Genomic DNA, 25,778 nt, shown 5'->3' on the forward strand with positions numbered 1-25,778 from the left:
GACACGAAACCGATGCCGGGCGTAATCCGGGGAAAACGCAGGTTTCGTTGTCCCTATTTCGATTCGCACTTCGGGAGTAAAATAGCGCGTCAACAAAAAATTCAACCGTAACAAAATTATGAATACAACGACACGAGCACTCCTCCAGACACTGCTAACCAATGATCCGCTCCTCACGCCGCCGGAGCGCACCGTCCTCGAACGGACACTCGCCGGCCAGCCGGAAGCCGCCATCACCGCGCGTCCGTCCGGGCCGGATGGTCCGCCGCTGCTGGTCACGCAGCAGCAGGTGGCCAAGACCCTGAACCTGAGCCGCGTCACCATCTGGCGCATGACCCGCGACCGTCTCCTGCATCCGGTCGAAGTCCTGCCCGGCACCTGGCGCTACCAGTGGAATGAAGTCGCCCGGCTGGCCGAGGAAGGCCAGAGGGCCGTTATCGCTCCCGCCAAACGAAGCCAGTCCTTCTCTATCGCCGTGTAGCGCGAGCAGGCGCAGAGATGTTGAGACGAAGCTGTAGCAATCGGAAGACCGGAACAGGGAGATGGATCGAGAGGCCAAGGCTGCCAAAACGGCCTTGGCCTTTCCCGTATGCTCCAATCGTTTTTGGACGAGGGAAGGGCGGGCCTGCCTTCCGATTTTCCGCACCGATACACCCCGCAGACGGTTTTGGAATCGGCCTAACCATCATTCAATTAGCGATTAATTGAATAAGCACATTTTGAGCATTGGAAAATATTCAGATATGTGTTCATTCGAACACTTATTGATAGTTACGCACATTCAGTTCACCGACGCCATGCTCACCGAAAAACAGGAATCCATTCTCGACTACATGCGTGAAGTGCAGGCCGAACGCAGCATCCCGCCGAGCACGCGCGACATTCAAAAACACTTCGGCTACGAGAGCCAGAATGCGGTCATGAACCACCTCCGCGCCCTTGCCCGCAAGGGGCAGATCGAGCAGATCGACGGACGAACTTGGGGGCTCCGCGCCCGGACCGTGCAGGGGCAGCTTTTTACTGTGCCAGTCTATGGCACCATCCCTGCCGGAACGCCGACCATGCAGGAACAGGAGTCGGATCAGACCATCCGGATCGATCCCGCGCTTTTTGGCGTCACTCGGCCGGGGAAACGGCGGCAACTGTGGGCACTGCGGGTCAGCGGCGACTCGATGACCGATGCCCATATTCTCGACGGCGACCTCGCCATCCTCGAACGCCGGGAACCTCGTGAAGGCGACATCGTTGCCGCGCTCGTGGACGACACGACCACCACGCTCAAGCGGCTCGTTTACCGGGGTGGCCAAGCGATCCTGCATCCGGAAAACAAACGTTACGAGGACATCGTTCCGGAAAACGGACTCGAATGCCAGGGCGTCCTCGTCGGCGTGATCCGCCGCACACAGGCGTGAGTTATCCTCAATTTTTCAAAACACCGTCGGCTTTACGCCAAGGTTCGCCTTGCGGCTTCCCGTTCAGGATGCTCGAAAGCCTCGGCAAACTGGTCGAGTTCCCGCGCTGTCATTCCAAGGGCGCTCCCTTTTTCGCGCCAACCGGAAACAGCGCGCTCCACTTCGCCGAGAATCGTTTTCGCCCTACGTAACGGGATTCTAAAATAGGCGATGACCGACAGGAGGGCATCGATCGTTGCCTCGGGACCGCTCTCTTCGGAAATCCAGGTTTTTAGTTCCCGAACACGATCAGGGAAGGGATTCAGATCGAAGGCCGGAGCGAGCCGCCACAGACCACGATTGAAATGGAGAAACCCATGGTTGCGCAGATGGTCGTCCACATTGGTGATCAGAATCGAATAGGCCATACGCCGCCATAATTCATCGATGTCATCCTGAGCGGCGGCGCCATGAATCCGCAGGGCATCCACGATCTCCGTATAAAAATGATCCTGCGAATCGTCCGGCTCGGCTCCCACCATGGTGGCGGCCGAGACATACATGAGCCGGCCACCGCCTTGAGGACGATCAAAGCGTTTGATCAAGGCCACGGGCAGGCCATCGCTGGCGACCAGCCGTGTATCCGCCGCATGGATTCCCGCCGCCTGTGCGAGTTGCATCGCCAGCACCTCGCCCTTGGTGACAGGCCGTTCGTCATGCACACTGGGAAATTTTCCGATGGCGAGGCATCCGTCTTCATCAACCACCGTACATTTGGGACGCATCCCGCCGAGAGAAGTGCCCCGTCCGCGCAGGTAGGCAAGATCGGCAGCCGTTTCGTTCTCCGTCTCAACCGCACGGGTCGCCGTCAGCAAACGGCTTAATTCCACAAGCGGCGGGGTGGTCCTGCGCCCGGCTTCGGCGGCGCGGCAAAAGACCCCGGCCTCATCCTTGAATCGCAGCGCGCCCACCCGGCTTGAATCATCCACGGCGAGCAGGAAATCCATCGCATTGAAGTGGCCCGGCTTCGATGCCTGTCCCGCCCTTCGTGCTTCCTGGCGACGCTTGGCGTGGTCACGCAGAATCACCCGGCGGGCCCACCCGTCCGGTTCCGTGTCGGCGATAACCGCATGGAAAACAGAACCTGCCTTCGTCTTCCGGTGAAACTGCGCGCCGGAGACCAGGGGAAGACCCGGCTCAAGCGAAAAACGGTCGGAACTCTCAAGCCATGCCGGATCGTAAGCGAAAGCGGCCCGTTCGCGTGGACCATTGACGTCGTAGTGCAAGGTTCCGACCCGATGCTGCTCGTCGCCCAGATAAACCTGGATGGTCTGTTTCATAAGGATGTCGGTGAATTTTTGATCCGCACCCGCACCCGTTTGGGCAAATGCTCCTCCTCCATCAGAAGGCCCGCGTCATCACGACGGGCGTCCACCAGATCCCCCAGGGGCTCACCCAGACCGAGAACAAAGAGCGCCATCGCGTAGGCCCCCATCGCCACCGAAGGATCTCCCTTTTCGATGCGCGTGTAGGTCGCCTTGGACACGCCGATGCGTTCCCCCATCATCTCGACGGTAATGCGGCGCTTTCGCCGTGCCGTCGCGAGGTCCTTGCCAAATTTCGCGAGGGAACGCCTCACCGGCGACGGGAGCAAGTCATGAAAAGCAGAGCGCATATTTAAGAGTCATAGATAAGTCTTATTACCAGATAAGAATTCATATATGAATCCTTATCTGGGTGAAGCAAGCTCTTTCCCGGTTATTGCTGTCGGTCTGTGTGACCGGAGACAGTGGCCCTCGCGATGCATTATCTGGAGGAAGCGGGCGATCCCTCCGTGAACATCGCCACCGATGCCGGCGTGCTCCCGGTTCCCGGGCGGCAGGCTGACTCAGGCCCTGATACCCAGCGAAGGTGCGCACGATGGATTTCACCCGGAGGACACGCGCATCAAGGCCATTGCATCGGCATGGACCTCGCTGCAGAAATCTTTGGTGTTTTCTTTGGTGTCTTCTTTGGTTTTTGGCCCAAAAGTTGCCCGGTGTTGCCAGAGGTTTGCTTGTCATGGCAGAGGTGGATGCAATCTCGTAAGTCCTTCAACAGGAAACCCTCCGAAGCGATTCGGAGGGTTTCAAATTGGGTGCAGGGGTTGGATTTGAACCAACGACCTTCAGGTTATGAGCCTGACGAGCTACCAGGCTGCTCCACCCTGCAACAAGGAACAGATGAGAGGCGGTGAAAGTGGGGAGCGGGACAGGACAGTCAAGGGCTTTCTGAAAAGATTTCTTCAAAATTTCAGAATGCCCTGTCCGGCCTCCCGAACCGGTTGTCGACGAATCATTTTTCTCCCAGCAGGTACTCGGGGTTCAGCTTGTGCAGGGGCTTCGGGACAAAGAAACCGTCCTTGCGGATCAGTTTGCCGTCGAACCAGATTTCGCCGCCGCCGTACTCGGGGCGCTGGATGCAGACCATGTCCCAGTGAACCTGCGATTTGTTGCCGTTGCCGACGCCTTCGTAAGCCTGGCCGGGCGTGAAATGAAAGGAGCCCGCAATCTTCTCGTCGAACAGGATGTCGCGCATGGGCTCCTTGATGTGCGGGTTGAAGCCGAGCGCGAATTCGCCGATGTAGCGCGAGCCGCTGTCGCTATCGAGAATCTCGTTGAGGCGTTTCGTGTTGCTGGACGTGGCCTCGACGATCTTGCCGCGCTTGAAGACGAGCCGGATGTTGTCGAACGACGCGCCGAGATAAACGGTGGGCGTGTTGTACTGGACGACACCTTCGACGCTGTCTTTCACCGGGCACGAAAATACTTCGCCGTCGGGGATGTTGCGCAGGCCGCCGCATTCGCGCGAACCGATGCCCTTGATCGAGAAACGCAGGTCGGTGCCAGGCCCCTTGATATGCACCTGGTCGGTGCGGTCCATGAGGGTCTTGAGCGCCTTCATGCCGGGCGTCATGCGGCGGTAGTCGAGGGTGCAGACGCGGAAATAAAAATCCTCGAACGCCTCGGTGCTCAGGCCGGCCTGTTGCGCCATCGCCGGAGTGGGCCAGCGGAGGACCACCCACTTGGTCTTGTTTACCCGGTAGTCGAGGACGGGCTTCATGAGGCGGGCGAAGAGTTGCACACGCTCGGGGGGAACGTCGGACGACTCGAAGATGTTGTCGGAACCGCGCAGGGCGATGTAGGCATCCATCATTTCCATGCGCTTGAGCTCGACTTCGGCGTGGGGCCGGAACTGGGTTTCCTCGGCGCCGAGCATGAGTTCGCGGGTGATCCGGGCGCGGTGGAGGTTGACGTACGGATGCGCACCGCGGGCGCGGGCCGCGCGCACGAGGGCGATGACCATCGCGTCGGGAACATCGAAGGCGTCGATGAGGACGCGTTCGCCTTTGCGAAGGTCGCAGGAAAATCCGGTAAGGCCGGCGGCGAGGTCGTGGAAGCGCGGATCGAGGAGCATGGTTGAAAAAGTTCGGCGGCGGGTGTGTTGACGGTCGTGAACTGACGGGAAGGTGGCAGGCGCTTATGGCGTGGCCGGGGCGGCCGCTTCGGCCGCGGGAGACGCGGCCGGCGGAGCGGGAGCGGGGTCGGCGGGTTTGGGCTTCGGTTTGGGTTCCCACACGTCGAGCAGGCGTCTGGCCGGGGCGTAGTCGGGGGTGCGGCGGAGCACCTCCTTGATGAGGAGGATCGCGCCGGGCTTGCGATCGGTGCCGTAGAGCGATTGCGCGAGCGTGGTGGCATTCTGGGTGCGGTTGCGATCGCCGTTGAGATAGGTGCGGGCCTGCAACTGGATGCGGAGCAGGTCGTCTTCGGAGGTGACGAGCTTGAGTTCGCGGAAAGCCAGTTCGTTGGTTTCGGCGGAGAGCCAGTCGGGACGGGCCTGGCGGGTCTCGCGGATGAGGCGGTTGGCGGCGGAAAGGTCGCCGGAGGTGACAAGCTGGTCGAACTGGCGGTAAAATTCGGAGGCCGAGGCGGCGATGGCCGTACCGGGGCGCGAGGAATCCCGCGCGGCGAGGGCGTCCTGCCGGGCGCGGGCGGCGGTGTCGAGTTTCTCGCGTTCTTGCGCGAGCCAGGGGCTGGAGGGATAGGCGCCGTCGGCGAACGTGACAATGCGGCGGGCCGTGGCATCGCGGCCGTTTTCGGTCAGGGTCTCGATAATCTGGCGGTAGGTGGCAAGCGGGAGCTGACGGCCGCTGAGGTGCTCGATGAGCGCGGTCTGGGACGACTCGCCGGAATCGGCAGCGGCGGCGATCAGGCGGCTGAGGAGCTCGATGGTGCCGACTTGCTGGACGGCATCTTCGGGGAGGCCGCGGCGCAGGGTGTCGGCCACCTGCCGGGCCTGGGTCCATTGTTTTTGTTTGATGAGAGCCTGGAGGCGGGCGAGTTCGAGCTGGCCGAGCCTGAAGCCGCGGAGGCGCGCTTCCTGGTCCAGGGTGTTGATGAGATCGAGTTCGCCGGTCTGGCCGAGGGCGGTGCCGAGCACGATGTAGTTGGCCGGGACAGAGCCGAAGCGGAAGATGTAGTCGTCGAGAAGCTTTGCCGCGGCGGCCTTGTCTCCGGCGAGACCCATCTGGATGACGCTGAAGGCGTAGCCTTGCGGGTCGGTGGGTTCGTTGGCGCGGAGGCGGGCGAGGGTGGCAACGAGTTTGGCGTTGTCGCCCTGTTCCCGATAACAGCGGGCGAGGATGCGGAGGGCTTGCGAGGACTGGGGCTCGCGGGCGACCCAGGCTTCGGCGGCGGCGACGGCGGGGGTCTTGTCGGTTTTCGAGAGGAGGGCGAGGATCTTGAGTTCGTTGCGGAGCGCAGGAAGAAGATCGGGGGACTGGTCGGCGTAGGCGAGGGCTTCCTCATGGCGGTCGGCGGCGAAGAGGGCCTTGACGAGTTGTTCCGAGAGCCAGCGTTTGTCGGCTTCGCTGACACCGGAAGTTTTGTTGGCAAGGTCGATGGCCTGCTGGCAGAGGTCGATCCAGAGCTCGTAGTCTTCACCCTGGGCGGCGAGGGCGAAGGCGAGTTCGAGGTAGGTGCGGCCGGGGTAACCGAAATCCATGCCTTCGGAGAGCAGCTTGACGGCGTGCGGGCGCATGCTCCAGGCGAGGAACATCTTGGCGAGCTCGAGACGGGCGCGCGAATCCTGCGGATAGCGGTTGAGGCCGATGCGGAGCTTGGCGATGGCGCTGTTGTACTGGCGGTTTTTCAGGTCGTCGAAGGCTTCGGCGAGGGTGGCCTGGCCGCGCTTGGCGTTGATCGCGTCCTTGCGGGCCGGATACAGGAGGCAGTCGGTCCAAGTGACGAAATTGTAGGGTCGCGCCTGCCAGCGGTAATAGATGGTGGTGGCTCCGGCGACCCAGGCGATGGCGCCGAGGAGGATGCCCCAGCAGAGGACGCCGCGGACACTGACCGCGATGGCTTCTCCGCGTCCGGACCGGGGCTGGTAGAAGCCGAACAGCCCGGCGTACCAGCGGCCGGGCTGTTTCTTTTTGCCGCCCCAGATGAGTTTGATGTGTGGGAGTGCCATGTTGGAAAAGGCTGGAGAAGAAGCTGAAGGACTGAAGGTTGAAAAGACGGGCGGGCGAGGGGATCAGGCGGTGGCGAGGCGGGTGCCGCGGACGGCTTCGGCGATGTTTTCGGGCTGGGGCTCGATGTCGCCCCGGAGGTGGCTGAATTTCATCGAAACGGTTTTCGAGACGCCGCGTTCTTCCATGGTGACGCCGTAGATGGCGTGAGCGGCGGCGACCGTGCGTTTGTTGTGCGTGATGATGATGAACTGGGAGGAGTCGATGAACTTTTTGAGGAGATCGGTGAAACGGCCGATGTTGGACTCGTCGAGGGGGGCGTCGAGTTCGTCGAGGAGACAGAAGGGGGAGGGCTTGACCATGTAGAGGGCGAAAAGGAGGGCGACGGCGGTGAGGGTTTTCTGGCCGCCGGAGAGGAGGGTGATGGACTTGAGCTTGGTGCCGGGCGGCTGGGCGGTGATTTCGATGCCGGATTCGAGAATGTCGTCGGTGACGACGAGTTCAAGGTTGGCGACGCCGCCGCCGAAGAGGGTCTGGAAGGTGTAGATGAAGTTTTTCTTGATCTGGTCGAAGGTGATCTGGAACTGCTCCATCGAGGTCTGGTTGATCTCGTCGATGGTTTTTAGCAGGTCGGCCTTGGCATGGGTGAGGTCGTCGCTCTGGGTGCGGAGGAAGTCGTAGCGTTGCTTGAGCTCGGCGTATTCCTCGATGGCCCCGGTGTTGACGGCGCCCATGCCGGCAAGGCGCTGGCGGAGGGCGTCGATCTCCGTCTTGACGGCTTGCCAGGCGGCGGGAGCGGCGTCGCCGGTGTGGGCGTCGGCGATTTTCTCGAGGTCGATTTCGGTGGGGTCGGATTTGGGCCCGCGCTTGCGGCGACGGCGGACGGGAGGAGCGGGGACGGCTGCGGTTTCGGCGGTGGCGGCGGACGGGGAGGGGGCGGCGGCGACTTCGCCGCCGTCCACGGGCTGGAAGCCCGTGCCACCCGATCCGGCGGCTTCGCCGTCTGCGGGCGAGACGCCCGCGCCACTGTCACTGCCACTTTCACTATTACTGGTGGCCGGTGCGTCTTCGTCGTCCTCGTCGAGGTCGAGGGTCTGGAGGTCGGGGGGATCGTCGTCGTGGCGGTAGAGCATGGCGCGCCAGTCCCAGGTGCCGACGCGGATCTGGAATTCGCGTTGCACGTCTTCCTCGATGAACCGGGCTCGGGACTGGTTCTGGGCCAGGTCGATCTCGCAGCGGTTGAGATCGGCCGCGGATTTTTCGGCATCGGTACGGATGCCGTCCTGCGAGGATTCGACGCTGCCGATGGCCCGCTCGACTTCGACCAGCTCGGCGCGGATCTGCTCCACTTGCTGCTGGGCGACGACGAGGGTCTCGGCGATTTGCGCGGAGCGGGCGCGCTGGCCTTCGGCCTCGGTCTCGAGCTGGTCGATCTGCGTGGTCCAGGTCTCGATCTCCTGCTGGCGCTGGATGTGGACTTCGTTGAGCTGGCTGCGGCGGCGCTCCATGTCGGCAAGGCCGCGATCGAGGACTTCGACGCGCTGGCGGTGCTCGGCGAGTTCGAGGCGGGCCTGGGCGAGGGTCTCGCGCTTGACGTCGCGCGCAGTACGGAGTTCGGCGGTGCGCGTCTCGAGTTCGTGGATACGAACGCGGCCGGCTTCGACGGCCTGTTCGCCTTCGGCGAGTTGTTCGCGGGCGCGTTCGAAGCGGGCCTGCGTCTCGTGGCGGGCGGCTTCGAGGGCCTGGAGTTCGTTCTCCATGCGGGTGGCGCGGGTCACGATCTCTTCGTAGGCGCGGCCGGCGCTGCGCTCCTCGGTCTGGGCGGAGGCGAGCGCTTCGGTGGCGTCGAGGACTTCCTGGCGTTTTTGTTCGATGGTGGTCTCGGCTTCGGCGAGACGGGCGTTGATGGCGTCGATGATGGCGCGCTGCTCGTCGTGCTGCTTCTGGTCCTCGGCGAGCTGGCGGGCGGTTTCGCGGAGGTCGATTTCGCGCTGGACGATGCTGTTGCCGGGTTTTTTCGAGTAGCCACCGAAGACGAGACCGCGGCGGTCGACGATTTCGCCCTTGCGGGTGGCGACGGCGAGGAACTGGAAATCGGGGTGGGCGTGCCAGTAGTCGAGGAAGGCGTGGAGGTCGTCGGCGATGTAGCAGGAACCGAGGAGCGCGACGACGGGGGGGGGCGGGAGCTCGGGATCGCGGTCGGCGAGGGCGGCGGCGGCGGGCTGCAGGCCGGGGGGGAGAGGGGCGGCGACAGGAGTGGCGTGGGCGGCGGCTTCGCCGCCGTCCACGGGCTGGACGCCCGCGCCACCCGGTCCGGCCTCTGGTCTCTGGTCGATTCCCGGCACGGCGACCTGGAGGACGGCGGCGCCGATTTGTCCGGTTTCGAGTTCGGCGAGGATGCGTTGCGCGGTGGCGAGGTCGGCGACGTGGATGGCTTCGACGGCGGAGCCGAGGAGCGACTCGATGGCCTTGGCGTATTCGGGGCGGACTTCGAGGTCGCGGCTGACCGGGGTGGCGGTGGTGCCGCCGAGGGCAGGAGCGAGGCGGCCCTGGAGGATGGCCTTGGCGCCTTCGCCGAAGCCTTCCCATTTTTCCTGGAGTTGCTGGAGGAGCTTGAGGCGGGCGGTGCGCTGGGCGAGGACGCGGTCGATCTCCTGGAGCTTTTTTTGCGCGTCGCGAAATTCGCGGGTGAGCTCGGCGAGGCTGGCCTGGGCATCCTGCGATTCCTGCCGGGCGCGGCTGATGGCGACCTGGGCTTCCTCGGTTTGCTGCGCGCGGTCGGAAACGTTTTGCGCGGCGGCGGCCTGCTGCTGGCGGATGGCCTCGACATCGGCGGCGAGGGCTTCGTGGCGCTGGGCGGAGGTTTTCTGGTCGACCTCGTAGCTGGTGGCGTCGGTGCGGAGGCGGGCGACGTTGCTTTCGAACTGGAGGAGCTGGAATTTGGTCTGCTGGAGCTCCTGATCGAGCGTCTGTAGTTCCGCTTCGACTACGCCAAGCTCGCGGTTGCGGTCCTGGAAGACGGCGTCGGAGCTGCCGAGGAGGGTGAGTTGTTGTTGTTTGTCCTGCGCGCCGCTGTCGACCTGGGTGGCGAGCTCGCGGATCTGCATCTCGAGCTCGTTGAGGTTGACGCGGGAGGATTCGAGGCGTTCGAGGAGGCCGGTGCGCTTGATCTGCGAGAGGTTGGCGGCGTTCTCGGCCTGCTCTTTTTCGGAGCGGAGGTCGAAAACGGCCTGCTGGGCTTCCTGCACGCGCTGGTTGAGGCGGGAGCGGTGGGCTTTTTGCTCCTCGAGCGCGGATTGCTGCTGCTGGAGGTGGACGCGGCGGGTTTCGGCGGAGGCGCGGAGCTTGATCACCTGCTCCTCGAGCGTGGCGAGGGTGGCGCTGACCTGCGCATGATGGTAGCCGTGGTGGGCGAGGGCGAGGTGGCGGAGGCGCCAGGAGAGTTTTTTGTAGCGGAGGGCCTTGCTGGCCTGGCGGCGGAGGGAACCGATCTGGCGCCCGACTTCGCCGACGACATCGGCCACGCGGACGAGATTCTGGTCGGTGAGGGCGAGTTTTTGCAGGGCCTCCTTGCGCTGGGATTTGTACTTGGTGATGCCGGCGGCCTCCTCGAAGACGGCGCGGCGTTCCTCGGGCTTGGAGGAGAGGATCTGGTCGATCTGGCCCTGGGCCATGATCGAGTAGCTGGTCCGGCCGATGCCGGTGTCCATGAAGAGCTTCTGGATATCCTTCAGGCGGCAGGCCTGGCCGTTGAAAAAATATTCGCCGCCGCCGTCGCGATAGACGCGGCGCATGATCTCGATTTCGTGGAATTCGCTGCCGAGCTGCTTTTCGCAGTCGGTGAGGACGAGCGAGACTTCACACATCTGGGCGGGCTTGCGGGTGTCGGCGCCCTCGAAGATGACATCCTGCATCTTGCCGCCGCGCAAGGCCTTGGCGCTCTGTTCGCCGAGCACCCAGCGGATGGAGTCGGCGACATTGGACTTGCCGCAGCCGTTGGGACCCACGATGGCCGTGACTCCGGGTTCGAAGCGGAGAGTGGTCGGATCAGCGAAGGACTTGAAACCGTGGAGCTTGAGCGCCTTGAGATGCATTCGTGGTTCGAGCGTGAAGCAGGAAGTGAAGGAAAACGGTCCATTGAGGCGGCAGGAGAGGAGGCGGCAAACGCAAAGTTTGCGCAGGCGACGCGGCGGAGCGGCCGCCGGGCCGGTCAGCCCATGAGCTTGTTGAGCTCGTTCACGTAGCCGGAGACGAAGCGGATGACGTGGTAGCCGACGACGACGACGACCGCGGCGAAAATCAGGCCGGGATAAAACAGGGTGGCCATGCGCAGGCTGGCGTTGGCGCTTTCCTGATGGAGATCGGAGAGGCGGAGAAGGTCGGCATCGAGTTGGCCGGTCGCCTCGCCGGTGCGGTAAAGGGTGACAAAATCGTTGGGGAAACAGGAAAACTCCTCCAGGCGGTCGCCGGGCCGGCGGCCTTGCCGGACGGTTTCGCGGATCGAGCGGGCGGCGGCGTCGAGCACGGGCGAGCGGGAGGCGCGTCCCGCGGTGGCCCAGGCTTCGCCGATGGGAGCGCCGGCTTCGAGGAGGTTGCCCAGCGCGAAACTGAAATCGGCCAGAGACTGCTCGCGCCGGTAGCGCCGGAGGACGGGCAACAGGCGGAGCGCGCGGTCGAAGAGCGGGCTCTCGCGCTTCGCGAGCACCCGGGCGGTGATGGCAAGCGCCCAGAGGGGAAGGAGCGTGCAGGCGACGGAGCCGAGCCAGGCGGCGCCGTCCCACCGGAAACCGCCGCCCTCCCAGTCGAGCATCCGCAGCACGGGAAACATCAGCAGGGCGACATGGAGCACGCCGACGGGATAGACGCAGGCGAGAACCACGCGCGACGACGCGGCGGCGAGCTGGCTGTGGCGCGCGGAGAGGTTGCGCAAGGTGCGCGGCAGGCGTCCGGAGGACGAGGCGGTGGCGAGAAACGGCCGGTCGTCGCGCGGCAGCCAGGAGCCGGTGGAGCCGATGGCGTTGGAAAACGGTTCGCCTTGCTCGAGCCGGCTGGCGAGCGCCTCGCGGCCGGCCGCGGGAGCGCCGGCATTGGAGCGGATGGCGGCGATGAGCGGGAGTCCGGCTTCGAGCTGTTGCGCGAACTGGAGGTACCAAGCCGAGATTTTTTTGTGACTGAGCGACATTGCGGGAAAAGGCTGAAAAACTGAAACGGTAGGGAGGGGGGGGGCGGAGGCAACGCGTGGGCGTGGTTCGCGGAGAGGGATGACGGGGCGTGGTTTCGGCTGGTGTCAGCTTTCGGGAGGTCAGCTTTCAGCTTTTCAGTTTTCAGTCTTTCAGCTTTTTGATCATTCATGCTTCGCCTGCGCGTCTCAAACCATTTCCGGCATCCCGGGCAATTGCCGGTGCGGATTCTGGCCATGGCCAGGCAGGAACCGATGGAGGTGCACCGGCACGAGTTTGCCGAACTGGCGATCGTCACGGCCGGGGCCGGGGAGCACCTGACGGAGCAGGGAAGTTATCCGGTGGCGGCGGGCGACGTGTTTTTTATCCCGCCGGAACTGCCGCACGGCTACGCGCGCACGCAGGGGCTCGGGCTGACCAACGTGCTTTTCCTGCCCTCGCACCTGCCGGAGCCCGGGGACGAGTTGCGCGCCATGCCCGGCTGGCGGGCGCTGTTCGAGCTCGAGCCGAAATACCGCGACATGCACGGCGCCGCGGGGCACCTGCGGCTGCCGCCGGAGGAACTGGCGCGAACCATGGCGCTGGTGCGCGCGCTGGACAACGAATGCCGCGAGTACCGGCCGGGCGGCACCACGCTGGTGACGGCCGTTTTCCAGCAACTGCTCGTCATGCTGGCGCGCAGCTATGTGCCCAATGCCGCCGAGGCCGGGCGCCGCCTGCTCGCGGTGGAAAAGGTGATCGACCACATCGACACCCGGTGCACCGACGAACTCTCGCTCGATACCCTGGCGCGGATGGCGGGCATGTCGCTGAGCACGTTCAAGCGGGCCTTTCGCGGGGTGACAGGCACCTCGCCGATCGATTACGTGATGCAGGCGCGGCTCGGGCGGGCGTGTCACCTGCTGCGCACTTCGGAAACGAGCATCACGGATGCGGCGCTCGAAGCGGGGTTTAACGACAGCAACTACTTCGCCCGCGTCTTTCGCCAGCGCATGGGCGTGACACCACGCGCATGGCGGCGCGAGGTGACGCGGCGGCCGCCTTCGGCGGCGGTTCAGGGTTTGGAGTTCAGGGTTTAGGGTTCAGGGTTGTTACCGGATTTGTGGCATTGCCGAAACTCCAAACCCGAAACTCCAAACTCCAAACCCCGAACCGCCGCCAGCGCTGCCGCCGCCGCTCCTGCCTCGCTTTTTCGTCCGGGAGGGGTTTTGTGGGCGTACTTTTTCCTATGATGCGACGTCTTGTTCTTGCCGTTCTGGCGGCGATTTCCCCTCCGGTCCTGATGGTTGCCACTGCGGTCGCCGCCACCGATGTCCCCCCCGCTCCGGCGGGCGCGATCAGCGCCGCCGACCTGCCGGCCCTCTGGAAGGACCGCGTCCGGTGCGTGGTGGCGGTGGAGTTTTTTACCGAAACCGAACTCGACCGGCGCCCCACCATCGCCAACGCGCTCGTGGTGGACACCCAGGGCACGCTCGTCCTGCCCGCGCCGGTCATCAACGTCCGCACCGCGCCTTCGCAACTGAAGGATTTTCGCGTGTACCTGCCCGGACGCCCGACCGGCGCCTACGCGAAAGGCGAATACCTCGGGCAGGATTCGCTGAGCGGCTGGCACTTCGTGCGCGTGGAGGAAAAACTGCGCGGCGAACTCGTGCCCGTGACCGATTTTCTCGCGAAAGCGCCGCTCGCCGAACCGGCCATGGCCGAGGAGTTCTGGGGCATCGGCCTGCGCGGCAAGGACGAGGATTTCCTGCCGTACTTCATGGCCTCGCGCGTTTCACTGGTACAGTCGTTGCCCGAACGCACGGCGATCTCCCTCTCCGACGTGACGGCGCCGGGGTTGCCGGTGTTCGACCGCGAAGGGCATTTTGCCGGCGTGGGCCTCGGCGGCTTTGGTGCGACGTACCTGCAATTTTCCCGCACCGAACGCGGCTCGCCCGTCATGCTCATGAACGTCGAGGAAACCGCCGTGTTCCAGCTCGCGCCCGACGTGCTGCCGTGGATGAAGCGCGTGCCGGCCTCCGTCAGCGGACGGCCCATCCCGACGCTCGGCGTTTACGGCGTGCAGCCGATGGACCCGGAAGTGGCGACCTACCTGAAACTCGAAAACCGGTCCGGCTGCGTGGTCAGCGAAGTGCTCGACGGAGGGCCGGCCGAGGCCGCCGGGATGAAGGACCGCGACATCATCGTGGCCATCGACGGCAAGCCGCTGCCGCGTTTCAAACCGGATTCGGTGATCGTCGGCTATTTCGACCGCGAGATCTCGCGCCGCCAGCCGGGCGACAAGCTTGCACTCACGGTGCTGCGCGGCACCGAACGCGTGGAACTCACGGCCACGGTCGGCGAGGAACCGAAGCTGCAACGCGAGGCGGAGCGGAAATACTTCGACCGCCTGGGCCTGACCGTGCGCGAATTCATTTTCGGCGACGGGGTGGTGCGCCGGGTCAAGCGCAACGAGCAGCGCGGCGTGATCGCGCATTTCGTGAAACCCAACGGCCCGGTGGCCTCCGCCGGGCTGCGTCCGGACGACTGGATACAGGAAGTCGACGGCGCCGAGGTGAAAACATACGCCGAGGCGGTGGAAAAACTCGGCGCGATTGAGGCGGACACGGCGCGGCCGGAATTCGTGCTGCTGACGAGCCGCAACGGCGAGACGGCCGTGCTGCGCGTCAAGCTGAAGTAGGCGTGCCCCATGATTCCCGTGGACCGCAAATCCCGGAGCGGCGCTTTCCCCGTCTTCCCGGCCTTGTCGTCCCATTTCTCTTATCTCTCCCCTTTCTCCCATCTCGTCCTCCTCGCCCTGCTGTCGCTGGCGACCGCCGCCCCGCTTGCGCTGGCCGCGCTGCCGCTCCCGCTGGCGGGCGAACTCGGCGGCGTGCTGAAGATCGCCGGCGACACCGCGCTGCCGTGGCAGGTGACGCTCGCCCCGCTGCCGCCGCCCGCCGCGGGCGGCGGCAGCGGAGGCTACGCGGTGACGGCGATCCTCCGCAACGACCGTAGTGACGGAGAGGATACGCTGGAGGTGATCGTCACGGGAACGCTCGACGCATCGCTGCGGAGCGGGGCATGGCGGGTGGCGTCGGCGCGGGTCGATCTCGGCGCCTGGTGGCCGGTGATCCGCGCGCAGTCCGGCCTGGGTGCGATGCTGGCGGACTGGTCGGCGCAGGGAAGCGCGACGCTGGCGGGCGAGGGTGTCTGGCAGGACGGGCGGCCGCAGGGGCGGGTGACGTTGCGCGTGGAAAACGCCCGGTTTTTCAATCTGGCCGACGCGATCGAGATCGACGGCGTGACGCTCGATGTGACATGCGAGGACTTGCAGGCATTCGCGCTCGCGCCCGGCCAGCGGCTGGCGGCGACCCGGATCACCGCGGCGGGAGCGGAGGCCAAAGACGCGGTGATCGAATTCGGCATGACGGCGGACCGGACCGTCCGGGTGACGCGCGCCGAAGTCGCGGCCCTCGGCGGGAGCGTGCGCGTGGCGCCCTTTGCGGTGGACCTGGCGTCGGCCCAGCCCCGGGTCTCGCTGAGCGCCGAAGTCGGGCAAGTGTCGCTGGCCGACCTGGCGAGGCTGGTGCCGGAGGCGTTGCGCGATGCGCAGGGGAGGCTGGGCGGAAACGTGAGCCTGACCTGGAGCGGGAGCGAAGGCGTGCGCGTGACGACCGGCGGCCTGCGGGTGGAACGCGAGACGCCCGCCATGCTGCGGATGGCGGCGCAGCCGGGATTTTTTACGGGCAACCTTCCGGCGCGGTTCGAGTTGCTGCGGTTTCTCGGCAAATCCTTCTCGGTGGACAATCCGGCCTGGGCGACCTTGCGCAGCGTGGAGATGGGCGACCTGGCCTTGCAGGTCGAGTCGCTGGACGTGACGCTGATGCCGGACGGTCCCGACGGGGTGCGCACGGCGGAGGTGGCGATCCGGGCGTACCCGGCGAACCGGCAGGCGGTGAAGGTGATCACGTTCCGGATCAATGTGGCCGGGGCGCTGGCCAGGGTGCTCGGCTTCGGTCTGGACAGCCGGGTGTCGATGAAGGCAGGCGCGGAAGCTCCGGCTCCGGAGGATTGAACAGGAGCGTGGGACCCGGCGTGGCCGGAGAACGAGGGGACGAAACGTGTGATCCAGAATTTTGAGCAGAAGTTAACAAGGGAACGAAGGCGCTCCAGCACCCGCAACCCGTCTCGGCATCCGGAACACTTTCCCTTCAGAATAAAAAACGTCTCTTTCGCCCAATCATCTTCCGTCTGTCAGCGGGCCCTCGTTTCCACGCTTCTGTTCAATGCTTTGGTTCTGGCGCGGCCAACCCGGGAAACCATGGCCAGGATGACTACAGGACGGATTGCCTGTGTCAGGGTTTTACCCGACTTTATATACGGAGGAGTGTATGGAACCGCCTGGATATATCCAAAATGGCTCGACGGCAAATGCGGCTGTTGCCAGCATCGTCCCTCTGGCCGCCCTCCGGCGACCCTTCGCTCTCATGGCCAAAACCTACATGACACAAAATGTGTTCGAGGCTGCGCGTGACCGCCTGCGCTACGTCTACGACCACTTTGCCAATATCTATGTGTCGTTCAGCGGAGGCAAGGACAGCGGCGTGCTGCTCAACATGGCCATCGACATCGCCCGCGAACGGGGCCGCCTGCCCGTGCAGACGCTCATCATCGACCTCGAAGGCCAGTACCGGCACACCGTCGACTATCTCATGCGCATGGCCGGCCGCCCCGAAGTGAAAGCGTGGTGGGTCTGCCTGCCGATCCACCTGCGCAACGCCGTCAGCCAGTTCCAGCCGCACTGGCTCTGCTGGGACCCCGACCGGCGCGACGAGTGGGTGCGCGACTACCCCGACCACCCCGGCGTGATCACCGACCCCGCGTTTTTCCCGTTTTTCCGCAAAGGGATGGAGTTCGAGGAATTTGTTCCGGCCTTTGGCGAATGGCTCGGCGGTGGCGAGGACACGGCCTGCCTCGTCGGCATCCGTTCGGCCGAAAGCCTCAACCGCTTTCGCACCATCAAACACACCACCAAAGCCACCTTTCGCGGCAAACCGTGGAGCACCGCGATCGCCGACCGCCTCTACAATTTTTACCCCCTCTACGACTGGCAGGTCCGCGACATCTGGATCGCCAACGGCAGGCAGCACTACGACTACAACCGCATCTACGACCTCATGCACCTGGCCGGCGTCTCCCTCCACCAGCAGCGCCTCTGCCAGCCCTACGGAGACAACCAGCGCAAGGGGCTGTACCTCTTCAAGATCCTCGAACCCGAAACCTGGGCGAAGATCGTGCGCCGGGTGGAAGGCGCCAATTTCGGCAACCGCTACACGCAGTACAACCGCACCGCCCTCGGCAATTTCCGGGTCAACCTCCCCGCCGGACACACTTACGAGACCTACGCCCTTTTTCTTCTCGAAACGATGCCGCCCCACCTGAGCGCCCACTACCGGAAAAAGATCGGCAAGTTCCTCGCCTGGTGGGCCAAACACGGCGTCTCGCCGATCCCGCAGGCGGCCAACGTGGTGGACGAGGCCCGGAAAAAGGCCCCCTCCTGGCGGCGCATCTGCAAGGTTCTCCTCAAAAACGACTACTGGTGCACCGGCCTCTCCTTCAGCCAGACGAAGCGGGAAATGGAGCGGCAGCAGGCCCTCATCCTCAAGTATTCAATCCGATGATACGAAAAATCCTGGAAAAACACGCGGATGCGCCCTTCGACGAAAAGGCGCGCATCTACAACGAGATTTCCCGTGAACTCTACGAGTTCGTGGGGCTGGCCCACCCCGTGCTCAACGTCTCGCTCGTGCCGGCCAGCCAGGTGAAAGGCAACGATTACAACCCCAACAAGGTGGCTCCCCCCGAAATGCAGTTGCTCACGCTCTCGATCCGCAAGGACGGCCTGACCATGCCCGTGGTCGTGGCCGGCGAGAAGGAGGACGACCACTGGGTCGTCGTGGACGGCTTTCACCGCACCGCGGTCTGCACGACCCATGCCGACATCTCGAAAAGCCTGCAAGGCTACCTCCCCGTCACGCGGCTGGACAAGAGCCTGGAGGACCGCGTCACCTCGACCGTGCGGCACAACCTGGCGCGCGGCACTCACCAGGTGGAGCTGTCCGCGCGCCTCGTGGCGCTCCTCAAGAAGCACAACTGGACCAACGAGCGCATCGGCACGGAGCTCGGCATGGACCCCGACGAGGTACTGCGCCTGCGGCAGATTTCCGGCCTCGCCGAGGCGTTTTCCGACGAGGAATTCTCCCGCGCTTGGGAGTGACGGCGGGGGCAAAGGGTGATGCCGGAGAGCGTTTAAAATTAAAGGGAGGTTCTGCCCGAGGCGGAGGGGCGCTGACTTCACTTTGAGCTACGCCCCGCGGGTGCGGCGGACGAGAAACCGGATTGCCAGCCGCGCCGCAGATGTAAAAGGTGGCGGCCTCATGTTCCGATTCCTGATCCTGTTGGCCCTGACGGTTGGCACCGGCGGTTGTTTCCATGTTCGTGTGAGCATGGATCCCGTGGAAGTTCACGCGACGGTCGATGTGAACGTGAAGGTCGACCAGGCTCTCAACAATTTCTTCGACGACCTCGACGCCAAGTCGAAGACGCTCGACGCCTCCTGAAGGCGGCGCGGCGCAAATCCCGGCACGGTCCCGAACACTCAACCACTCCTCGCACCATGAAACTCCTCCCGTTCTCCCGCGTTTTTTTCATCATCGCCGCCGCTCTGGCGTTCATCGTCGGCCCGGTTGCCGTGCAGGCCCAGGATATGGGAGCGCTCAAGCAGCGGATGACCCAACGGCTTCCGTCCCTCGACGCGCTCAAGGCGAGCGGCGCGGTGGGCGAAAACAATCGAGGGCTCGTCGAGGTGCGCGCCGCGAAGGATGACGCGGCCAAAGTGGTGGCCGAGGAAAATGCGGATCGCCAGGCCGTCTATGCGGCGATTGCGAAACAGACCGGCTCGACGGCGGCGGCGGTCGGCCAGGCCCGTGCGAAACAGATCGCCACCGCCAGCAAGCCCGGAGTCTGGCTGCAGAACGAAAAAGGCGAATGGTACCGCAAATAGCCCGGCGTTCGGAGTGGCACGGGTTTCCAGCCCGTGGGCTTGATGTGGCATGGGCATCCTTGCCCATGATTAGCCGGGGGGGGACGTTTGCGGCGCGGAGCGCCGCCGGTTTGTTTCCGGACGTCGCGGAGAGGCAACGCTCACGGGCTGGAAGCCCGTGCCACACGATCCGGCGGCTTCGCCGTCTGCGGGCGAGACGCCCGCGCCACACAAACCGGCGACGCTTCGCGTCGTCCCACAGGCACGGAGGCCTGTGGCTACGGTCGGCCCGCGTAGCATCAGTTAACTAAAATGTGGCGCGGTGGCGCCGTCGCGCCAGGTACCGTCCATGAGCAGGAGTTTGGGGTTTTCGGGGATGCCGTGTTCGTTGCGGTTGAGACCGCTGGCCACGAGGTCGACCGCGGCGGCGCCGACTGCTTCCACGCTTTGCAGGACTCCGGCCACCTCGCCGACCTGCGTGCGGTCGAGATCGAGGCTGGCGTAGCTCGTGCGGGCGGGCACGCGCATGCCTTCCTCGCGCATCCAGCGCAGGGGATTGTCGGGGAGGATGCCGAGAACGGCATCGGGTTTGTGGGCCCGGTACCATTTCATGTACTGTTTTCGCAGGTCGGGGCGGTCGTGCCAGTCGTCGAGCCAGAGCACCGGGAGCGGTTCCCCGCCGTGGATTTGCTGGGCGGTGTAAAAACCGGCCATCCAGAAATGGTGCACGCGGTCGTCCGATTCCTTGGGGATGGCGAGGCCGATGCGGCGGTGGCCGAGCCGGCGCAGGTTTTCGTAGCACGAAAGCATGATGTTGAACTGGTTGTGGTTGACGCGGTGCAGCGTCTGCTGGGCAAACGAGTAGCCGATCGCGACGGTGAGCTGCCGGTCCCAGTCCAGCTCCAGCACTTCGAGATCGAGCGGCATGGGGGCGATGATCGCGCCGCGCACGGCGCGGGCGCGGAGAATGCGGGCGACGCGGCGGGAGTCGCTGCCGAGCGGGCCGAGCCAGTAAGGTTCGAGACGGAAGCCGAGCCGCTCCGCCTGTTCGCGCGCGCCTTCGAAGGTGCCGAGGAAGGGGGTGCGCTTGCGCCATTCGTCCGCGTTGTCGTAGGCGGTGAAAAAGGCGATGACTTCGCCGCTGCGTTTCACCCGGCGGGTGCGGATCTGGGCCATGAGCGCGGTGACCATGGCGTTGGGCCGGTAGCCGAGCCGGGCGGCCTCGGCCTGCACGCGTTGTCGTGTGGTGGCGGATACGCGCGGGTGGTTACGCAGGGCCATCGACACGGCGGAGCGGCTGATGCCGAGCCGGGCGGCGAGATCGCGGATCGAAAGGGTGGGGGAGTCGCTCATGTGCTCAACGTGTCAAGCGGCGGGACGGCGGCGAGGCAAGCGCGGTCGGAGGAGGCCGGTCAACCGCGAATGAACGCGAATAGACGCGAATGAAGACAAAGAAAGAATGGCCACAAAAAACACGAAAAAACACACTGTGCATGAAATTCTCCATCGCGCTTATAAGCGCGATGGAGAATCCCGTTGGGCAGACGGGATTTTTGTGTTTTTTGTGGCCATCCCGGTTTGAATCCGGAACGCATCCGCACCGGGGGAAATCAGGCGCTTTTATTCGCGATCATTCGCATTGTTACCTGCGCTCACTCCACGACCGTGCCGGGCGAGAAGGGGCGGCCGGCGGCGAAGTTTTTCAGGTTGTCGGCGGTCACGCGGGCGATTTCGGAAAGGGCGTCCGCGGTGAGAAACGCCTGGTGGGCGGTGATGAGGACGTTGGGAAAGGTGAGCAGGCGGGCGAGTTCGTCGTCCTGCAGGACGGTGCCGGAAAGGTCCTCGAAAAAAATACCCTCTTCCTCCTCGTAAACGTCGAGCATGACGCCGCCGAGGTGCCGGGCCTTGAGCGACTCGATGAGGGCGTGGGTGTCGATCAGCTTGCCGCGGCTGGTGTTGATGAGGTACACGCCGGGTTTCATGCGCGCGAGCGAGTCCGCATTGACGAGGTGATGCGTCTCCGGAAGCAGGGGCGTGTGCAGCGAGATCACGTCGGACCGGGCAAAAACGTCGTCGAGCGGGGCGTATTCGACATCCGCGGCGGCGGCCCAGTCCTTGTCGGGGAAAAGGTCATACGCGAGCACGCGCATCCGGAATCCCTTGCGGAGCATTTCGGCGACAATGCGGCCGATCTTGCCGGTGCCGATGATGCCGGCGGTTTTCCCGAAAAGGTCGAAACCGACGAGTCCGTTCAGTGAGAAATTCTGCTCGCGCACGCGGTTGTGGGCGCGGTGGATCTTGCGGTTGAGTGTGAGCAGCAGGGCGAGGGCGTGTTCGGCGACGGCGTGCGGCGAATAGGCGGGCACGCGAACGACGGCGATGCCGAGTTTTTTGGCCGCGGCGAGATCGACGTTGTTGAAGCCCGCGCAGCGCAGCGCCACGAGCCGCACGCCGCGTCGATGCAGATCGGCCAGACAGGCGGCGTCGAGCGTGTCGTTGACAAACACGCAGACGGCCGGGGTGCCTGCCGGCACGAGGGCGGTCGAGCCGCTGTTCAGGCGGCCGTCGTGGAAGCTCCAGGCGATGCCCGTCCCGGCAGGGGCGACGCGTTCGAAATAGTCGCGATCATAGGGCCTGGTATCGAAGAAGGAAACGTTCAAGGGCTGCATGTTTTTGGGATGCAGGCAAATGACGTGTCCGCAAAACACAAGTGCCGGCGGCGTTTCCGCCGCATGTTTTCCCCGGGGAAGATCCGCGCTGCGCACCTCAAAAAAAGAAGCGGCGGGAGAACCGCCGCTTCTGCTGTCTGGCATGGGCCGGGTCCGGCATCGCACCGGACCGGGCGCGCGATCAGGCCGGTCAGCCGACCGCGATCTTGCGCGGCTTGCGGGCCTCGGCCTTGGGGAGCGTGACGACGAGGATGCCGTCGCGAAGCTCGGCCTTCACGGCATCGAGGTTGAGCGCGTTGTCGTGCGTGAGCACGAGTTCGTAAGCGAGGTCGCGCGTCTCGCGGTAACGGGCGGTCCAGCTTTCGGGCTGTTTCCACGCGCGGCGGGCAAACACCCGGATCTGGCCGTCTTCGACGGTGAGATCGAGGCCGGACTTGTTCACGCCGGGCAGGATGACGGTGAGCTGCCAGGCATCGTCGTTTTCCTCAACGTGATAATGCGGACGTTGGGTCGGGACGTTCTGGACGGCATCGCCCGAAACCGTGGCGGGCACGTGCGAGCGGACGAACGAGGGGACAAGGCTGAAGAGTGACATGATGAGTGGTTCCTTTCGTGGTTTTGTCGTTTTGTTGTTTGAATCCTGATTCAGAAATTGGGACCGCTAAATTGCGCTAAAAGTCGCTAAAGGAAAAAAGGTTAATGAAGTGATCAGGAGACCGGGGCATTCACCTGCCGGGTGAAGGCATCCCCGGATGCTCCTGCCTCACAACGTCTTTTTTTAGCGTCCGTCAGCGTCCTTTAGCGGTTCCCTCTGCCGCGGTTTCAGGCGACGGCGACGCTGACCTTGCGCGGCTTGGCTTCTTCCTTTTTCGGCAGCGTCACGGTGAGCACGCCGTCCTCGTAGGCGGCGGCGACTTTCTCGGACTGCGTGTTGTCCGGGATCGAGAGAGAGCGGTCGAAGGTGAACGTCTCTTCGGTGTCGCCGGTCTTTTGCTTGCGGGTGGCGTGGATGTTGAGGAAGCCGTCAACGACCTCGACGGAGATGTCCTCGCGACCGACGCCGGGGAGATCGGCGCGGACGTAGGCGTTGTCGTTGTCCTCGTACGCATCGACCGGGAAACGGCCGGCGTTGCTCTGGTCGGTCAGCGTGGAAAGCGCGGTGTCGAAGAGGCGATCGATCTCGCTCTCGAGTCCGGTCCAGGGGCTGCGGGTGCTGGCAGGATAGTTGTTGTATCGGATGAGTCTCATGGTTGGTCCTTTGTTTTTTTCTTTGGTTATACTCTGACAGTGGTGAGTGTCCCTGTTGATGCAGGCGATGTGCCGGTGGCGGAGGGATGATAAGCTACTGGTTTTCAGGTGATAGTAATTCCCGTACAGGGGCGGGGCGGGAAAAAATGTCCGCCTGCGTGGCGCACGGGCGGGAAAATCCGTCGCTAACGGGTGCCGGGGGGTGGTGCGAACGCCGGGTTGCGGTCCGGGGCGGGGAGCGTTTGGATGGCCGTTCTTCATTTTCATGTCTTCCACACCTGCTTCCGCATCCATGAGTTTTGATTTCGATTCCGTGCCGCAACGCCTGGGCACCGATTCCCAGAAATGGCAAAAATATGAAGGGCGCGACGTGCTGCCGATGTGGGTGGCGGACATGGATTTCAGGTCCGCGCCGCCGATCCTGGAAGCGCTGCACCGGCGGGTGGATCAGGGCATTTTCGGCTACGCGCGGCCGACCGCGGAGACGACGCGGGTGATCGTGGAGGCGATGCGGCGCAACTACGGCTGGACCATCGATCCGTCGTGGCTGGTGTGGCTGCCGGGGCTCGTGTGCGGGCTCAACGTCACGGCGCAGGCGTTCGCGCAGCCGGGCGAGGAGGTGCTGTGCCTGACTCCGGTGTATCCGCCTTTCATGACAGCGCCGAAAAACAGCGGGCGCGTTTCGGTGCAGGTGCCGCTCGCGCTGGTGCCCGGTCACGGGGGCGAGCCGGGGCGATGGGAGATCGACCGCGAGGCGCTGGAGCGCGCGGTGACGCCGCGCACGCGGGTCTTTTTTCTGTGCAACCCGCACAACCCGATCGCCCGCGTGTTTCGCCGCGAGGAACTGGTGTGGCTGGCGGAGTTTTGCGCCCGGCACGACATCGTGCTGTGTTCGGACGAAATTCACTGCGACCTGATCCTGGAGCCCTCGCTGCCGCACCTGCCGACGGCGCTGGTGGCGCCGGAGCACGCGGCGCGCACGGTGACGCTGATGGCGCCGAGCAAGACGTACAACGTGCCGGGGCTCGGCACGTCGTTCGCGATCATCCCGGATGCGGCGCTGCGCGCGCGGTTCGTGCGGGCGACGGCGGGCATCGTCGCCGAGGTCACGTGCCTCGGCTACACGGCGTGCGAGGCGGCCTACCGCGACGGCGAGCCGTGGCGGCAGGCGTTGCTGGCGTACCTGCGCGGCAACCGCGATTTCCTGCTGGAGACGCTCGCGCGCGACCTGCCGGGCGTGCGCGTGGAGGCGCCGGTCGAGGCGACGTACCTGCTGTGGCTCAATGTCGCGGAACTGGGGCTGGCCGATCCGGTGGCGCACTTCGAGGAGCACGGCGTGGGTCTGAGCGACGGGCGGTTTTTCGGCGCGAGGCCGGGGGCATATGTGCGGATCAACATCGGTTGCCCGCGCGTGACGCTGGCCGAAGGGCTGCGGCGGATGGCAGTCGCGGTGGCGGAGGCGAAAGCCTGTGGTTGCCGGTGACCCGGTGACCGTTGCGCAGGGGCGCACTTCACGTGCGCCTGTTTGCAGAATGAAGCACCGATAATCATCAACGGGCGCACGTGAAGTGCGCCCCTGCGGTCCGGACCTATTTGCAGACGCCGGGGTTACCTCGTTTCCGGCAGCGCGGGGTAGTCCGTGTAACCCTCCGTGCCTTCGGCATAGAAGGTTTCCCTGACCGGTGTGTTGAGCGGAGCGTTTTGGGCGAAACGCTGCGGCAGGTCGGGGTTGGCGATGAAGGGGACGCCAAAGGCCACGGCGTCGGCCTCGCCGGCGGCCAGCACCTGCTCCGCGGTTTCCCTGGTGAACTGTTCGTTGGCGATATACGGGCCGCCGAAGGCCTGCTTCAGTTGCGGGCCGATGCGGGGTGGGTGTCCTTCCAGCGCCTCCCGGGCGCAGATGAAGGCGATCTTTCGCCTGCCGAGTTCGCGGGCCACGTAGCTGAATGTCGCCAGCGGATCGGAGTCGCCCATCGAGTGCGAATTGCCGCGCGGCGCGAGGTGCATGCCGACACGATCGGGACCCCAGACCGAGATGGCGGCGTCGGTGGCCTCGAGCATGAGGCGGGCACGATTCTCGAGCGAACCGCCGTAGCCGTCGGTGCGGTGGTTGGTGCTGTCCTGCAAAAACTGGTCGAGCAGGTAGCCGTTGGCGCCGTGGAGCTCCACGCCGTCGAAGCCGGCGGCCTGCGCGTTGGCGGCGGCCTTGCGGTAATCCTCGACGATGCCGGGAATCTCGCGCGTCTCCAGCGCGCGCGGTGTGACGTAGGCGGTGATCGGCCGCACCAGGCTGACGTGGCCTTCGGGCGCGATCGCGCTCGGGGCGACCGGCAGCGCGCCGTTGAGGTACACCGGATGCGAAATGCGTCCCACATGCCAGAGCTGGGCGAAAATGCGCCCTCCGGCGTCATGGATCGCCCGGGTGACGAGCTTCCAGCCTTCGACCTGCTCGGGCGACCAGAGCCCGGGAGTGTCGGGGTAGCCGACGCCCTGCGGGGAGATCGACGTGGCCTCGCTGAGGATAAGGCCGGCGGAGGCGCGTTGCACATAGTACTCGGCCATGAGCGCGTTGGGCACGCGGCCGGCGCTGGCGCGGCAGCGGGTGAGCGGCGCCATGATGATGCGATTGGGCAGTTGCAGGTCGCCGATGGTGACGGGATCGAGGAGGGTGGGCATGGTGTGATGGGTGATTGGAAGTTGGGAATTGGTAGTTGGTAATTGGTCGTTGGCAGTTGGAATTTTAAAGTTCGTCTTCGG

Annotated in this window: 21 protein-coding genes and 1 tRNA gene; 10 read left to right on the top strand and 12 right to left on the bottom strand. The window is 64.7% G+C overall.

Going from position 1 to position 25,778, the window contains the following annotated elements:
* Positions 1-118: 118 nt before the first annotated feature.
* Positions 119-481 (top strand): hypothetical protein, encoded by a 363-nt coding sequence (locus OPIT5_23470; GenBank protein ID AHF92720.1) that lies wholly within the window; start codon positions 119-121, stop codon positions 479-481.
* A gap of 316 nt (positions 482-797) precedes the next feature.
* Entirely contained in the window at positions 798-1,412 is a 615-nt protein-coding gene (locus OPIT5_23475) for a heme-binding protein (GenBank protein ID AHF92721.1), read from the top strand.
* Between the two features lie 32 nt (positions 1,413-1,444).
* Here the strand turns inward: OPIT5_23475 and OPIT5_23480 are convergent, their stop codons facing one another.
* From OPIT5_23480 to OPIT5_23510, 7 genes are all read right to left on the bottom strand, one after another.
* A complete protein-coding gene (locus tag OPIT5_23480) occupies positions 1,445-2,731 on the bottom strand; it encodes a phosphatidylinositol kinase (protein AHF92722.1) in 1,287 nt (428 codons plus the stop codon).
* A complete protein-coding gene (locus tag OPIT5_23485) occupies positions 2,728-3,066 on the bottom strand; it encodes an XRE family transcriptional regulator (GenBank protein AHF92723.1) in 339 nt (112 codons plus the stop codon). Before OPIT5_23485 ends, OPIT5_23480 begins: the two co-directional genes overlap by 4 nt.
* Before the next feature lie 459 nt (positions 3,067-3,525).
* Positions 3,526-3,602, bottom strand: a tRNA-Met gene (locus OPIT5_23490).
* A gap of 123 nt (positions 3,603-3,725) precedes the next feature.
* The gene (locus tag OPIT5_23495) at positions 3,726-4,847 is read right to left on the bottom strand and encodes an aminopeptidase (protein ID AHF92724.1); all 1,122 of its coding nucleotides are present in this window, start codon (positions 4,845-4,847) and stop codon (positions 3,726-3,728) included.
* A 63-nt stretch (positions 4,848-4,910) separates the two neighbouring features.
* The gene (locus OPIT5_23500) at positions 4,911-6,902 is read right to left on the bottom strand and encodes a hypothetical protein (GenBank protein ID AHF92725.1); all 1,992 of its coding nucleotides are present in this window, start codon (positions 6,900-6,902) and stop codon (positions 4,911-4,913) included.
* A 63-nt stretch (positions 6,903-6,965) separates the two neighbouring features.
* Positions 6,966-10,994 carry a chromosome segregation protein SMC gene (locus OPIT5_23505; protein ID AHF92726.1) on the bottom strand — a complete coding sequence of 1,343 codons (4,029 nt, stop codon included), beginning with the start codon at positions 10,992-10,994 and terminating at the stop codon, positions 6,966-6,968.
* Between the two features lie 116 nt (positions 10,995-11,110).
* Positions 11,111-12,082 carry a type II secretory pathway protein gene (locus OPIT5_23510; GenBank protein ID AHF92727.1) on the bottom strand — a complete coding sequence of 324 codons (972 nt, stop codon included), beginning with the start codon at positions 12,080-12,082 and terminating at the stop codon, positions 11,111-11,113.
* 168 nt (positions 12,083-12,250) lie between these two features.
* On the opposite strand from OPIT5_23510, the gene OPIT5_23515 reads away from it, so the two are divergent.
* From OPIT5_23515 to OPIT5_23545, 7 genes are all read left to right on the top strand, one after another.
* Entirely contained in the window at positions 12,251-13,159 is a 909-nt protein-coding gene (locus tag OPIT5_23515; protein AHF92728.1) for an AraC family transcriptional regulator, read from the top strand.
* Positions 13,160-13,308: 149 nt separating this feature from the next.
* Positions 13,309-14,760 (top strand): signal protein PDZ, encoded by a 1,452-nt coding sequence (locus OPIT5_23520; protein ID AHF92729.1) that lies wholly within the window; start codon positions 13,309-13,311, stop codon positions 14,758-14,760.
* 9 nt (positions 14,761-14,769) lie between these two features.
* On the top strand, positions 14,770-16,137 hold the full coding sequence (locus OPIT5_23525; GenBank protein ID AHF92730.1) for a C4-dicarboxylate ABC transporter: 1,368 nt from the start codon (positions 14,770-14,772) through the stop codon (positions 16,135-16,137).
* 412 nt (positions 16,138-16,549) lie between these two features.
* Positions 16,550-17,743 carry a phosphoadenosine phosphosulfate reductase gene (locus OPIT5_23530; protein AHF92731.1) on the top strand — a complete coding sequence of 398 codons (1,194 nt, stop codon included), beginning with the start codon at positions 16,550-16,552 and terminating at the stop codon, positions 17,741-17,743.
* The gene (locus tag OPIT5_23535; protein ID AHF92732.1) at positions 17,740-18,339 is read left to right on the top strand and encodes a ParB domain protein nuclease; all 600 of its coding nucleotides are present in this window, start codon (positions 17,740-17,742) and stop codon (positions 18,337-18,339) included. The genes OPIT5_23530 and OPIT5_23535 overlap by 4 nt, the downstream gene beginning before the upstream one ends.
* 160 nt (positions 18,340-18,499) lie before the next feature.
* Positions 18,500-18,682, top strand: coding sequence for a hypothetical protein (locus OPIT5_23540; protein ID AHF92733.1), 183 nt, complete (start codon positions 18,500-18,502; stop codon positions 18,680-18,682).
* A gap of 56 nt (positions 18,683-18,738) precedes the next feature.
* Positions 18,739-19,125: a hypothetical protein gene (locus OPIT5_23545; protein AHF92734.1), complete on the top strand. Its 387-nt coding sequence runs from the start codon at positions 18,739-18,741 to the stop codon at positions 19,123-19,125.
* 282 nt (positions 19,126-19,407) lie between these two features.
* On the opposite strand, the gene OPIT5_23550 is transcribed toward OPIT5_23545, so the two are convergent.
* From OPIT5_23550 to OPIT5_23565, 4 genes are all read right to left on the bottom strand, one after another.
* Entirely contained in the window at positions 19,408-20,457 is a 1,050-nt protein-coding gene (locus tag OPIT5_23550) for a LacI family transcriptional regulator (protein ID AHF92735.1), read from the bottom strand.
* A gap of 299 nt (positions 20,458-20,756) precedes the next feature.
* Positions 20,757-21,764: a D-lactate dehydrogenase gene (locus OPIT5_23555; GenBank protein AHF92736.1), complete on the bottom strand. Its 1,008-nt coding sequence runs from the start codon at positions 21,762-21,764 to the stop codon at positions 20,757-20,759.
* A gap of 199 nt (positions 21,765-21,963) precedes the next feature.
* Entirely contained in the window at positions 21,964-22,368 is a 405-nt protein-coding gene (locus OPIT5_23560) for a heat shock protein Hsp20 (protein ID AHF92737.1), read from the bottom strand.
* A 227-nt stretch (positions 22,369-22,595) separates the two neighbouring features.
* Positions 22,596-23,021 (bottom strand): heat shock protein Hsp20, encoded by a 426-nt coding sequence (locus tag OPIT5_23565; GenBank protein ID AHF92738.1) that lies wholly within the window; start codon positions 23,019-23,021, stop codon positions 22,596-22,598.
* 292 nt (positions 23,022-23,313) lie between these two features.
* On the opposite strand from OPIT5_23565, the gene OPIT5_23570 reads away from it, so the two are divergent.
* Complete coding sequence (locus OPIT5_23570; protein ID AHF92739.1) at positions 23,314-24,504, top strand: aspartate aminotransferase; 1,191 nt, start codon at positions 23,314-23,316, stop codon at positions 24,502-24,504.
* A 125-nt stretch (positions 24,505-24,629) separates the two neighbouring features.
* Here the strand turns inward: OPIT5_23570 and OPIT5_23575 are convergent, their stop codons facing one another.
* Positions 24,630-25,697, bottom strand: a complete 1,068-nt coding sequence (locus OPIT5_23575; GenBank protein AHF92740.1) for an NADH:flavin oxidoreductase — start codon at positions 25,695-25,697, stop codon at positions 24,630-24,632.
* Between the last annotated feature and the right edge of the window lie 81 nt (positions 25,698-25,778).

The sequence above is a fragment of the Opitutaceae bacterium TAV5 genome, from assembly GCA_000242935.3.
GTDB lineage: Bacteria > Verrucomicrobiota > Verrucomicrobiia > Opitutales > Opitutaceae > Geminisphaera.